This window comes from Granulicella paludicola, from assembly GCF_025685545.1.
Taxonomy (GTDB): Bacteria; Acidobacteriota; Terriglobia; order Terriglobales; family Acidobacteriaceae; genus Granulicella; species Granulicella paludicola.
This window is the reverse complement of record NZ_JAGSYC010000025.1, coordinates 724,791-738,098: the sequence shown is the minus strand read 5'-3', so window position 1 is coordinate 738,098 and position 13,308 is coordinate 724,791. Positions and strand designations below refer to the sequence as shown.

Here is a 13,308-nt window from a genome sequence, read left to right as displayed (position 1 = left end):
GCGCTTACTGCAAAGATCGGAAGCCCTTTGCGTTCCAACTTTCGCGCGTGACGTTGCCCGTCAGCGTATTAGTGGACGCAACAGATGCCACTCTTGGGATGGCGCTCAAAGACTCCACGAACAGGTTGGCAGCCTCCCTGCCACGCCTCGCTGGCGGCTCAGGAGATACCCTGGTGCTACATTTCGATCAATAAACATATACGTTTCCGCCAGAACCTTAAGGTTAGCTTCATATTCCACAGACCCCTCCGCCATTAACACTCCTGTCACCAAGCTTTCACGAGTCCGTTACGAGAACGGCGTCCTTCCCTGACAAAGTGATACCAAGCCAGTAAGCCATTTGCTCTGCGGCCAGTCGCGGATTTCACCTCGAAATCCAGCTTCGCCATGACCTCTCATGGAGTACCTCACGGAAACGCAGACAGTGTTGCGCCAGGCTAAGAACTCTCCCTCAGGGAAGGACAAACAATGTTGATTGAAATCTCTCGTGTGCAGCTGCGGTTCAGCGCCTCGCGCAGTCTGCGGCTCTTCGTGGTCGCAAGCCTCTGCACGCTCTCGACCAAACTGATGCTTGCCGCCCCGGCGATGCGTCCCTATGCCACCGGCATCCACACGCACAGCGGCCAGGCGACAGCCACTCTCCAGGGCACCGTACAAGACGCCAAGGGTGGACTCATCGCTAACGCGACCGTCACCCTGCACGAGACCTCCACCAAACGCAACAAGACCGTGACCACCGACGCCAAGGGGCACTACTCCATCAGCAATCTGCCCACCGGCACCTACGATCTCGTTGCTGTGGCGCCCGGTTTCAGCGCCGTTATGAAGAACGGCATCGTGCTCAGCGAGAGCGGCACAGAAATCACCTTCTCACTCCCCATCGGCAGCGCAACCACGGACATCACCGTCGACGCCGACCAGACGCACTCCGTTGCGGCCTCTCTTGCTCCCATGGACGCTGTGCTCTCGGAGACCTCCGCTCGCACCGAGATCACCTCGACCATGATTAAGGACTTCATGTCGCCCGTGGCCGATTACGGTGAGGCCGTCGAGATGGCGCCCGGCACCTTTACCACCAACAGCAACGGCGTCGGCCTCGGTCAGTCCAGCACCTACTTCCGCGGCTTCCCCGACGGCGACTACGACATCGACTTCGATGGCATCCCCTTCTACGACACCAACACCCCTACCCATCACTCATGGGCGTTCTTCCCTGCTCAATTTCTCGGCGGTATCGACTTTGATCGTTCCCCCGGCTCGGCATCGACCATCGGACCTGCCCCTTTCGGCGGCTCCATCCACCTGCTCTCCAAGCGTTTCTCCCCCATCGACAATCTGCGTGCCACTTTCTCCGGCGGATCGTTCAATACCTTTCTCTACGACGCGCAGTATGACTCCGGCAACTTTGGCCCGGGACAGAAGTTCAACCTCAACCTCGACATCCACCACCTGCAGTCGCATGGCTATCAGAGCCTGAACAACCAGCAGCGCAACGGCGGCGATATCCAGTTCCAATACCGCCTCAGCAACAAGACAACTCTCACCGGCTTCTCCGCCGTCATCTGGCTCGATGCCAACACGCCGAACTTCAGCGCGACCCGCTGCCAGATGTACGGCGTCAGCTCGACCAGCGCTTATAGCTGTGCTCTCACCGGCGGACCTGGCGGTCTTTATCCGTTCACTGGCGCCGGTCTCAACTTCCTGCTGACCAACAACTCCGATCCGCTTTTGTATCTCGACGATAAATACAACTACTACCATGTGCCCACCGACTTCGAATACGTCGGCGTGCACTCGGACCTCGGTAAGGGCTTCATCTTCGATATCAAGCCTTACACCTACAACTACGACAACTCGGAGTACTACTCGAAGGCCACTACCATCACCGACGCTACCAGCATCAATGGATCGAAGACGTACCTCGGATTAAAGATCGCTCCGTGCAATGTCGGCACGGTCAGCACCGTCAATGGAATCTCTGTCTCGGCTTATCCCTGTGCGGTCGACAAGTACAACAGCTACCGCAAGTACGGTGAGACCTCGGAGCTCTCGCAGGTATCGAAGCATGGCATCCTGCGCGCCGGTCTCTGGTATGAGTGGGCGAACACCAACCGCCACCAGTATCCTTCCGATCCAACCAGCTCATCGCACGCAGATTCGACGCTGCCCAACTTCTCGGAGACCTACGTCACTAACTCTTATCAGCCTTTCGCAGAGTATGAGTTTCACTTCGGCTCGAAGCTGACCATGACACCCGGAGTCAAATGGGCCTACTACACCATCGGCACCAAGCAGTATGCCGACAACGGTGGCAAGATTGGCCCGCTCAATGGCAACCCGTCCACCTTCATCACCAACGGTGGCAGCTACCTGTCGACCTTGCCCTCGGGCTCTGTCAACTACCGCATTCGTAATAACTGGTCGGCCTACTTCCAGGGAGCAACGGGCAGCGTCGTGCCTCCTTCCGCAGTCTTTGACTTCAGCCAGGGTGCAAGCGGTGTGCCTGTTGCGACACTTCCTAAGCAGCAAAAGAACCTGACGTACCAGGGCGGCACTGTGCTGAAGCTCAAGCGCGTCACCTTCGATGCCGATCTCTTTCACATTCACTTCGACAACACATACTCTTCGTTCACACCGCTCTCCACCGGCGAGCCCGTCTACTTCCTTACGCCCAGCACGAACACGGTTGGCTTTGAGGCGGAAGGCAACATCTATCTCGTAGCAGGCCTCAGCCTCTACCTCAACGGCAGCTACGATAGTGCCACCTACAATGGAACGCTGGCGGGAAGCTGCACCACGGGTACCACCGGCTGCACCACCACGACAGCGCAGTACACCTTCACCGCACCGTCAGGTCAACATGTTGCGAACACTCCCTCAGACATCGAAACCGAGGGTCTGACTTACCAGAAGAAGTCCTGGGATGTCGGCATCTTCAACAAGCGCGTCGGAACGCAGTATCAGGATGTTAGCTCCTATCACAATCAGTACACAGTGAACCCCTTCACCCTAACCAACGCAAACGTCAACTACACCGTCCGCTCAGGCCGTTTCACAAACACGACGTTAGCTCTGTCCCTAAACAATATCTTCGACAACCACAACATCACCAGTGCTTCACTGGCAGGTAAACCGATCACGCAGAGCGTCATAGTGAACGGCATCACCTACGTCGACCCGTTCAACACAGTGGGGCAGACGCCCATTAATGGACAGGACGCCATCAGTATCCTGCCAGCGCGTAGCATCATGCTCTCCGTCACCTTCGGACTCACACCTAAGGGCCGGTAAGTTGCAACCGATATGCCTCCACTTCTCAAGAAGTGGAGGCATTTGTCTTTGCATAACGCCTGACTCCAGTCAGGCCACTACCTCCTAGCCCTGCAACGCCCCTTTAGCCTCAGGTAAAACGTCTACGCACACCTGCGTACTCTGTATGAAGGAGAATCTCGCTCGTGAATCTACTTCGCCTAAGCTCACACATCGCAGTGATCTCTTGCGTCCTGAACACTCTTGCGCTCGTCGTCCCGGTTAGCGCGTTGACCGCGCAGCAACCAGCACAAGCCCCCGTCGTCATGCTGAGCGATCTGCACTTCGACCCCCTGCACGATCCAGATAAGGTCGCTCGCCTGCAGAAGGCACCTCTCTCCGAGTGGACCTCTATCCTTGAGTCCCCTGCCTCGCCTAACCAGCCCGCGCGCTTCGCAGCCTTGCAGGACGAATGCAGCGGGAAGGCCGGCATCGACACGCCCTATGCCCTTCTGCAAAGCAGCCTATCTGCAGCGAAAGCTAGTTCCCACTCCGCAGCCTTCGTAACGGTAAGCGGCGATCTCCTCGTGCATGACCTCGATTGCCGCTACCGCGCCGCCATCGGCATGCCCTCGAGCCAGGCGGACGACCAATCCGCCTCCGCTGCCTTCGCTGAAAAAACGACGGTCTTCGTCATGAGCAGGGTGGAGTCGACATTTCCGGACATCCCCGTCTATCTCGCGCTCGGCAACAACGATTCGCGCTGCAATCACAACCGTCTCGACACGCAAGACGAATACCTGAAGGCTTCGACCTCGACCGTCATCGCAGGCCTGCGCGGCATCAGCGTGGCAGACAAAGCCTTGGCAGCCCGCACCTATGCGTCCGCAGGCTATTACGCCCTCACCATGCCCGCGCCGATGATGAACACCCGCCTGATCGTCATCGACGACATCTACATGATGCCCAAGTTCGCCAACTGCGAAGCAAACGCCGGAGACAAGAAAGGCGAGCAGGAACAAGTCACCTGGCTCCAGCAACAACTCACCGAGGCTCGAACCGCTCATCAGCGCGTCTGGCTGCTCGGCCATCTGCCGCCCATCGTCAACGCCGACGCTTCGCTTTCCGGAAAGAACTCCTCCTGCCCCACGCTGAAGGTCGTGCGCTACCAGGACAATGAGGATCTAGCCAATGTAGTGGCCGCCAACGCCAGCACCATCACGCTCGGCATCTTCGGCCATACCCACATGGACGAGTTCTTCCTGCTCCCCTCAACGACCGGTGGCGTGCCCGTCAAGGTCATTAGCTCCGTCTCGCCGGTCAGCGGCAACCTGCCCTCGTTCACCGTTGCTACCGTGAATCCTGCCTCCGCCCAGCTCGCCGACTACGCCGTCTACAAAGCCTCAAACGCCACGGGCGAAGCCACCGTCTGGTCGAAAGAGTACGCCTTCGGCTCCACCTATAACGCGACGGCGTTCACGCCAAAATCTTTGGCAGACGTGATCGCTACCCTTCAGGCAGACACCTCTGGAACAGGCAAGGAGAGCCGCGCCTATCAGGAACACTTCCTCAAAGGTGCAGGCGGCAAGAAGCTGTCCCCCAGCTGGCCCGGCTATGCCTGCAGCCTGAATCATCCAACCGCAGAGGCCTTCACGGCCTGCGCATGCGCCTCGCGATAGTCCACGCTACCGCCACAAACAAAGTTGTATCGTTACATCAAACAATTAACTCCGCTCAGCGCCATGCTTCAGCGGTCAAAAAGAGGTTGCTCATGCGCCGGACTCGTCTCTTCTCTCATTGCGCAACAGGCTTCACCGCCGTATGCGTGTCCATGACTTCGGCATTGGCTCTCAGTCAGACGCCCCAATCACAGCCAAGCAACTCCGGCTTCAGCGTGGCCGCTCCCAAAGACGAAATCATGGGCAAGGAGGCGGCCCAAAAGCAGTCAACGAAGTCCAGGGTCGACAGCCCGAACCGCACCGTCGGCCCGCAGCAGGATGGCTCGATCGTCGCATCCGACAACCAGACACTCACACCCGCCGGAAAGATCATCGAACTCGGCTCTCCCGTACGAGCCAAAGCCATCGCACTCAATCCCGATCAGTCCAGCCACACAGCGGCCGTGCTTCTGATGGGCTCCCCGCAGCCAGTCATCGTCATCAATACGGAGACGGGTCAGGTCCTCCAACGCTTCATCCCCGAAGACCCAGGCGCCGCCTCCGTCAAAGATCGCAGCGCTGGCTCGTTCACGGGCATCACCTACTCGTCTAAAGGATCGAAGCTGCTCTTCAGCCAGGACAACAACTACGTAGTCATCGCCACCGTGAACAAGCGCACCGGCCTGCTCAGCCACGAGCAGCGAGTGGCCCTTCCAGAACCGCCCGCAGACGGTCGCCTCTATCACAACGCGAAGGCCATCAACCCCGGTGGTATCGCGCTCTCCGCGGACGGCAAGCGAGCCTATGTTGCCTTGAACGCAGCAAACACGCTCGGTGTCATCGACCTCGCCGCATCCCCTGCCAGGCTCATCGCCCAGATCCCCGTCGGCAACGCCCCCAACAGCGTGTTGCTTCGCGGCAACTACGCCTACATCAGCAACGAAGGCGGCCGCCCCGCGACCAGCGCGGACTTCACCAACCTCTCCGATGGCACCCCCATCGTGGTCGATCGCACCGATGCCTTCACCCTCACCGGCACCGTCTCCGTCGTCGACCTCGCCGCGGGCAAAGTGATCAAGTCGATCCCCGTCGGCCTCCATCCGGCAGGCATGACCCTCTCCGGCTCCAGTCTCTATGTCGCGAACGCCTACAGCGACAGCCTCTCCATCATCGACCTCAGCACAGACACCGTTACCCGCACCATCTCGCTCAGCGTTCCCATCGCTGGCGGTGTCTTCGGCTCAGGCCCCAACGATGTCGCCGTCACAGGCGATGGCAAGGCCTACGTGACCCTCGGCCAGGCGAACGCCGTCGCGGTCGTCAATCTCCAGGGCCGCGAGCCCAACCCAGTCATCGGTTACATTCCAACCGCGTACTTCCCCACATCCATCACTTACGACAAAGCGCAAAAACAGCTCGTCATCGCAGACGACAAAGGCCTCGGCTCTCGCGGCAACTCCACCACAACCAAAGGTGTCGTCGGCTACAACACCCATGCCGACATGGGCGTCGTAAATCTTATCTCCGAACCCAACGCGGTTGAGCTTGGTCGATTGAGCAAGCAGGTCTTCAACAACAATCACTGGGATCTCACCACAAACATCGAAGTCGGCAAAGAGTACATCGACCCCGCTGCCAAGCCTGTTGCCGTGCCTCTCCACATCGGCGAACCCTCGCTCATCAAACACGTCTTTCTCATCATCAAAGAGAACCGCACCTACGACCAGATGCTCGGCGACGTAGCCTGGGGCAACGGAGCTCCCGAGCTCGCCGTCTTCGCCTCCGCTCTGCCCAATCAGCATGCCTTCGTAAAGCGCTTCCCTCTGCTCGACAACGTCTACGCACCCAGCCGACAGTCTGCCGATGGCCATCCGTGGATCGGCATGTCCGGCTCCTTCTACTCCAACGACATCCTCTCGCCCGACTGGATTCGCTCTTACCCCGGCGGCGAAGCAGAGGACGCCCTCACCAACACTCCCCAAGGTTTTCTCTGGACAGCCGTCGAAGCCCGCGGCCTCAACGCGAGTCTCTATGGTGAGTGGAGCAGCGGCACCACCGTCGCGAAGAAGCCTAACGGCGCAGCCTACACCTGGACCGACTTCTACAACACCTCACTCTGCAAAGAAGGCCGTGCGCCCGCCGCAAGCTGCGTCGTCCCCGATGACGCCATACACGTAACCTCCGCGATCCCTTCGGCCGCGAAGATCATGGACCCACACTTCCCTCCCTTCAATCTCGATATTCCAGACCAGTACCGCGCGGATTACTGGATCAAAGACTTCCAACGCATCGATGCCGCCAATCAGGTGCCGAACCTGACCATCCTCTGGCTACCCGACGACCACACCGCAGGTACCTCTACCGGCCATCCTCTACCCATCAACTATCAGGCCGATAACGACCTCGCCCTCGGACGCATCGTCGACGTCATCAGCCACAGCAAGGTCTGGGCGCAGTCGGCCATCTTTGTGGAAGAGGACGACTCCCAGGCAGGCACAGATCACGTCGACGGCCATCGTCAGCCCATCTACATCATCAGCCCCTACACCGCCGCCCCGCAGGCACCCGGCCAGGGCAAGGTCATTCACACCACATACACCGCTGAAAACATCAATCGCACCATCGAGAACATCCTCGGCACGCAACCCCTCACGCAGTTCGACCTGGTCGCTTCGCCCATGTTCGATGCCTTTCAGGACACGCCGGACCTCACCCCTTACAACCACCTCGCCGCCGTCATTCCTCTAGACAAAGGTCCCGGCCTTACTGGAGACGCCTCCGCCGCTACCAACGCCATGGAAAAAGCCTGGCTCAAAGCCACGGAAAAAGTCATGAAGGGCAAGTACGATAAGGCCGACTCCGTCGATCCGAACTTCCTGAATCACGTCACCTGGTACGTCACCACCGGCTGGAGTCGCCCTTACCCCGGTGAGGACAAAATCCTTTCGCCTGAGCCCCTCGTCAAAGCCGCGATGAAGTACAAAGACGACGATGACGACTAGAACACAGTAGCCTTGGTCACACAGAAAAGCGCGAAGAGCCTCCGCTCCTCGCGCTTTTCCTTCTTCTTTAGCTTCCTACTTCGTGACAGAGTACGTGTGCACTCCGCTGCCAACACTCTCAGTCCGCCCATCCGGCAGCGACACCTTCGCCGTCGTATTCGCAGGAATCTTCAGCGTGAACTGGTGCCTCGCCTCCGACCAATCCGACACGATTGTGCCATAGGCAGAGTCATACTCCACATGTAGCTTAGGCAGGCTCGGATCGAAGTGCGGCTGCACCACGATCTCGTGATACCCAGGCCCAGTCGCATCCGTATCGATGCCCGCAGCCCTGCGATACACCCAGGCCATCACCGAACCGAACGCATAGTGGTTGTACGAGTTCATGCCCGGATCGCCAGTATCGCCGTTCCAGCGCTCCCACCAAGTCGTCGCACCCTTCTTCACCATGTAGCCCCACGATGGATACGTGTCCGAGAGCAGCAGCTTGAACGCAAGGTCCGTCTGCTTGTTCTCATCCAGCACAAACATCAGGAACGGCGTTCCCAGGAAGCCCGTCGATAGATGATTGCCATGCGCCTGTATATCTTTCACCAGTCGCGACACCATCTCCTCGCGCTGGCTCTCAGGAGCGATCCCCGTGAACAGCGTCGCAAGATAGCCCGTCTGCGTATTGCCCTCAACAGAACCGTCCGCCTTCACATACGCTTTGCGATAAGCCGCAGCAATACTCTCATACTGTTGCTGATACTTCGCCGCATCCTCCGTCTTCCCAAGCGCTCTTGCCATCTCCGTCATCTCACGCGCCACCAACGCCCAATAGGCCGTGCCAATCAGGTTCGGCGGCGTGTGCTGATCCGGCGCAAGCCAGTCGCCATAGTTTTCCGAAGTCGCCTTCGTTCGCAGATAGTCAGGGTTGTTCCGCAGGATGAAGTCCATCCAACGCTCCATCGCAGGCCATGAGTTCTCCACCGTTACCTTGTCGCCGTACTGCAGCCACGCAGCATACGGTATGAAAATTCCTGCATCGCCCCATCCCGGCGCGCCCGGCTCCGACAGCACATCCGGCGAAACATTTGTGAACGCACCATCCGGCTTCTGCGCGTCGATCACATCCAGCATGAACTTATGCGTGAACGCATCGATATCGAAGTTGTAGCTTCCCGTGCGCCAGAACACTCCGGCATCGCCCATCCAGCCCAGTCGCTCATCGCGCTGCGGGCAGTCCGTCGGAATCGAAACGAAGTTGCCGCGCTGGCCCCATTCGCCGAGCTCATTCATCTTGTTCAGCGTCTCGTTAGAACTCGTGAGGCGAATCGTCGGCTTCTCTGGAAGACTGTTGTACACCAGCCCCTCAATCGTTCCAAGCGTCGCCATCATCGTATGCTTCGCATTCATCACATCGAGCTCCACATAGCGGAAGCCATGGAACGTAAACGCCGGCGTCCACACCTCTTCGCCCTGCCCGGAGAGCACATACGTATCCGTAGCATCCGCGTTGCGCAGGTTCTCCGTATAGATGCTGCCATCCGGATTCAGCCGCTCCGCATACCGCAGCTTGATGACCGTCCCGCGCTCGCCATGCACATGGATGCGCACGTTGCCCACCATGTTCTGACCCATGTCGTAGATGTACGGATGAACGGCACTCGCCGCATCCAGCTTCACAGGCTTCACACTCTGCGTCGTCGTGATCGGCAGATCCGGCTGGGCCATCAACTTCATGTCCGCGTCTGGCGGCGTGCCCGCCACGGCCGCAGTCCAGTTCGAAGCCTTGAAGCCAACCTTGTCCCATCCTGCCTGCGTCAGCTGCGCATCGTAGGACTCGCCACCATAGATCTCCGCAAACGTAATCGGCGAGGACGAGGTGCTCCACGTCGGATCGGTCACGACGCTCTCATGCCGTCCGTCAGCAAACGTAATGTCGAGCTGCGCGCGCAGCAGCGTCGGCCCCGGCGTAAAGCGAAAGCCCGACCACGTCATCGGCGAACTGTACCAGCCCGCGCCCAGCATCACGCCCATCGCATTCTGCCCGGCCTTCACCAGCGACGACACATCGTACGTCTGATACTCCGCACGCTTATGGAAGTCCGTCCATCCCGGCGACAGCAACGTCTTCGGCGCAACCGGCTCCCCATTCAGAAACACCTTGTACGCACCTAGCGCGGTAATGCTCAACCGTGCCGTCTTCACCGGCGTCGCCACCTTGAACTCTTTGCGCAGCAGCGAAGCTCCAACCGCAATCGACGTCGGCCCATGAATCGGCTTATCGCGATCGAGTCCAATACCGAAGTCCATCGACAGCGGTCCCACCACCGCTACCGGCTGCCAATTGTCCGTCGGCTTCAACCGCTCCTGCCATCCACCATCCGTCGACTCGCCACCCGTAACGATCCGCTCCTCATGTCCATCCGCGTGCGTCAGCCGAATCGACGCAGCGATCGCCGTCGGCGCATCCTTCCGTGCGCGGTGCGAGGTCACATCCAGCAGAATCTCGTTGTCGCCCTCATGCAGATACCCCGCAATCTCCTCGCGATCAAACGCTCCCCAGCCATCGTGATGCCCCGTCACATGCCCATTCACACTCGCGGTAAATTCACCGCGCACATACACATGCAGGCTCGCCGCCTCGAGCTTCTCGTGCAGCGGCAGATGATACGCAAACTGCACCTTCGTCGCAGACGGCACATGCTCGGCATCCATCTTCGGAATCCACACCAGCCGGATCGCATCGAGCTCCTTCTCGTCCGCAACATCCTTATGCCGGATCCACTGCGCCTTCCAGTCATTCTCCTGCAGTATCCCGGTCTCGAACCACGTCGGCAGCGACGAGCTGCGCACGCCCTTCGTATCCCAGCTGATCACCTTCCACACATACCTGTGCTGCGGCTTCAACGTCGCTCCCGCATACGCCACATCCACCGATGAGGACGAATCCACCTTGCCCGAATCCCACGCATCCGCCTTGCCCGGCAGTAGGTCGCTCGCTCGCGTCGCCACCAGCACCTCATACGCCGCCTGCATCCAGTTTGGGGTCTTCGCATCACTCTGCCAGCTAAACGTCGGATGCGGCGTATCGATCCCCAGCGGTGTCGTCAATCCATTCGAACGAAGCCGCACCGGGCTTGCCTGGGCCGTAATCACCACCGTAAAGAGCACAAGAATCAGCTTTCGCATTTGGACCATCTCTCCCTCAACATCGATACTTGCCGTTCGCCAATCCCAGCCATCATAGCCCCCACTCGCAGGTGGAAACCATTCCATCCCGGAAATCGACCAAAGGACAATACTCCTAAACAGACCAGCTGTCGCGATCAGGTAGCATCTTCCTAGCTCGCATTCGAGCCCAAGGCCATCCTCTCTTTATGCGTCGCGCCCTGCTCTCTCTCTGCTTTTACTGTTCCGCTTTTGTTCCTCAGACCATCCAGGCACAGCACGCGCCACTCGAGACCGAGCACGGCATCTACGCCGTTCATCTCATCCTCCACACCATCGGCACAGAGGAATACCGCGTCACCGACACAGGCAAACAGCAGCAACTCTCCATCACCACCAACACCGCCGACCGCGGCATGAAGCGCACCACCACCGCGACCCTCGACCTGCTCCCCGGCTTCATCCCCACGCGCTTCGAACTTCACACCCTCACGCCAGCAACCGACACCGCACCCGGCGTCGACACCTCCTCGCTCACCGAGATCACCGGCAATAAAGTCTCCGTGCGCGAAGGCGATCTCAACCGCACACTCCTCAAGCCGCCCGTCGCCTTTACCGGCTTCGCCAACATGCCCGCTGCTGCGCAGATGATGATGATGCGTTACTGGCTGCACCACCAGCACCCCGCGCAACTCCCCCTGCTCCGCGCCTCCGCACAGGCGCTGCCCGTCGTTATCCGTCCCGTCGGCCACGACGTCTTTACCGTCAAAGGCCAGATCGTTCGCCTCACCCGCTACACCATCTCCAATCTCATCTTCGGTCGTGAAGTCCTCTGGATGAACGACAGCGAACGCGTCGCCGCGCTCATGACCTTCGCTGGCGGCCTGCCACAGGAAGAAGTCCTCGACGAGTACAGCTCCGCCTTCGACGCCCTCATCCAGAGCGGCATCCGTCAGGAGATGCTCGACCTAGCCGACCTCACCCGCGCCACGCGCCCCACAGCCTCCATCAACTTCGCCATCGTCGGCGCTCGTCTCATCGACGCCACCGGCGCGCCCGCCGTCGAAAACTCCACCGTCCTCATCCGCAACAATCGCATCGCCGCCGTTGGTTCCGCAGCCTCTGTCCACATTCCCCCCGGCACCCGCATCGTCCACGCCGACGGCCAGTCCATCCTGCCCGGCCTGTGGGAGATGCACTCGCACTACTCCGGCATCGAGTTCGGCCCCGCACTCCTCGCCGCTGGCATCACCACCGCGCGCGACTGCGGCGGTGAATTCGAGTTCCTCATCACCCTCCGGCACGCCCTCGAAGCCCAGCATCAACTCGGCCCGCGTCTCCTGCTCGCTGGCCTCATCGACGGCGGAGGTCCACTCAACTTCGGCGCCTTCACCGCCGACACACCCGGCGAAGGCGTCGTCGCCGTCGACCTCTACGCCGATCAGCACTTCGACCAGATCAAGGTCTACTCGCAGCTCAAACCCTTCGTCCTGCGCTCCATCGCAGAAGAAGCCCACAAGCGCGGTCTCACCGTCACCGGCCATGTGCCCAGCGCTATGGACGCCTTCGAAGGCATCGCCGATGGCATGGACCAGATCAATCATCTGCAATACATCACCAACGCGATGAAGCCCCTCGGCTCAACCGCCCCATTCACTCCCGCCGACCTCCAGTCCGATAGAGCAAAGAAACTCATCGCGCTTCTCGTTGAAAAACACATCGTCGTAGACCCCACGCTCGGCTGGGGAGAGATGGCGAACCATCCTGCCAGCATCCCCACCTCAAGCCTCGAACCCGGCGTCAACGCCGCACCCTATCCCCTCGCGCTTCGCTTCAACAACATCGGCAAGCCCAACATGGACGAAACGAAGTTTCACGCCACGATGAACGCCAACCTCCAGGCCGTTGCCGCACTGTTCAAGGCAGGCGTCCCCATCGTCGCAGGCAGCGATACCAACCTCGTCGGCTACGGCCTCGACCGCGAACTCGAACTCTACGTACAGGCCGGCATGACGCCCCTGCAAGCTATCCAGTCCGCCACCATCGTTCCCGCCCGCGCCATGCACCATGACGCCGACTCCGGCACCATCGAAGTCGGCAAGCGCGCCGACCTCGTCCTCGTCAGCGGCGATCCCCTCACCAACATCAGCGCCCTCCGGAACGTCGTCAGCGTCGTCACCGATGGCCGCCTCTATGACAGCAAGCGCTTAGCCGCCACCGTTGGCTTCCACCGATAACCTCTC

The 13,308-nt window shown here is 59.8% G+C and carries 5 protein-coding genes; 4 read left to right on the top strand and 1 reads right to left on the bottom strand.

The genetic code is table 11. The features are described from left to right. Positions 1-468 precede the first annotated feature (468 nt). The 3 genes from OHL14_RS14895 to OHL14_RS14885 all read left to right on the top strand — a co-directional run bounded on the left by OHL14_RS14895 (position 469) and on the right by OHL14_RS14885 (position 7,909). Positions 469-3,291, top strand: a complete 2,823-nt coding sequence (locus OHL14_RS14895) for a TonB-dependent receptor (RefSeq protein ID WP_263380144.1) — start codon at positions 469-471, stop codon at positions 3,289-3,291. 164 nt (positions 3,292-3,455) lie between these two features. Further along, entirely contained in the window at positions 3,456-4,928 is a 1,473-nt protein-coding gene (locus OHL14_RS14890) for a metallophosphoesterase family protein (RefSeq protein WP_263380143.1), read from the top strand. A gap of 92 nt (positions 4,929-5,020) precedes the next feature. Next, positions 5,021-7,909, top strand: a complete 2,889-nt coding sequence (locus tag OHL14_RS14885; protein ID WP_263380142.1) for a hypothetical protein — start codon at positions 5,021-5,023, stop codon at positions 7,907-7,909. A gap of 75 nt (positions 7,910-7,984) precedes the next feature. Here OHL14_RS14885 and OHL14_RS14880 read toward each other — a convergent pair whose 3' ends face one another. After that, on the bottom strand, positions 7,985-11,086 hold the full coding sequence (locus OHL14_RS14880; protein ID WP_263380141.1) for an alpha-L-rhamnosidase: 3,102 nt from the start codon (positions 11,084-11,086) through the stop codon (positions 7,985-7,987). Positions 11,087-11,274: 188 nt separating this feature from the next. On the opposite strand from OHL14_RS14880, the gene OHL14_RS14875 reads away from it, so the two are divergent. Further along, complete coding sequence (locus OHL14_RS14875; RefSeq protein ID WP_263380140.1) at positions 11,275-13,302, top strand: amidohydrolase family protein; 2,028 nt, start codon at positions 11,275-11,277, stop codon at positions 13,300-13,302. The last annotated feature ends 6 nt before the right edge of the window (positions 13,303-13,308 follow it).